The sequence below is a fragment of the Streptococcus sp. S784/96/1 genome (assembly GCF_902729355.1).
In the GTDB taxonomy this organism is placed as follows: Bacteria; Bacillota; Bacilli; order Lactobacillales; family Streptococcaceae; genus Streptococcus; species Streptococcus caledonicus.
In genome coordinates this window covers 1-655 of sequence record NZ_CACVCC010000079.1, presented here as the reverse complement: position 1 = coordinate 655, position 655 = coordinate 1, and the positions used below count along the sequence as shown (strand labels likewise).

At 41.1% G+C, this 655-nt stretch carries 1 pseudogene; it reads left to right on the top strand.

Going from position 1 to position 655, the window contains the following annotated elements:
• Window positions 1–655, top strand: a pseudogene (locus GZ996_RS11660) (IS66 family transposase); the annotation flags it as partial.

The window sequence follows — 655 nt, the reverse complement described above, 5'->3', positions numbered from 1 at the left end:
CAACATGCCTATAAATGTCAAAGTTGCAGTGAGGAGGGACACGTTGATAAGATTATTAAGGCTCCTGTTCCTAAAGCTTCCTTATCACATAGTTTGGGATCTGCCTCTATCATTGCTCATACGATTCATCAGAGATTTAATTTGAAGGTTCCCAACTATCGTCAAGAAGAGGAATGGAATAAAATGGGCTTGCTCATTACACGCAAAGAAATTGCCAACTGGCATATCAAATCAAGTCAATACTATTTTGAGCCTCTTTATGACCTTCTACACGAGAAGTTGCTGGAACAGCCTATTCTTCATGCGGATGAAACCTCTTATCAGGTATTAGAAAGCGACAGTCAGAAGACCTACTATTGAACGTTTTTATCAGGCAAGCATGCCAAAAAGGGAATTACCCTTTATTATCATGACAAGAGTCGAAGTAGGCAGGTCGTCAAGAATTTTCTGGATGAGTATGAGGGGTATGTCCATTGTGATATGTGGTCGGCTTATAGGTAATTAGAGAAGGCAGAACTAGTAGGTTGTTGGGCACATGTCAGAAGGAAGTTCTTTGAAGCAACACCGAAGCAGACAGACAAGACTTCCTTAGGGGGCAAAGGTTTGGCTTATTGTGACCAGATGTTTAGCTTAGAAAGAGAGTGGGAGGTATTAT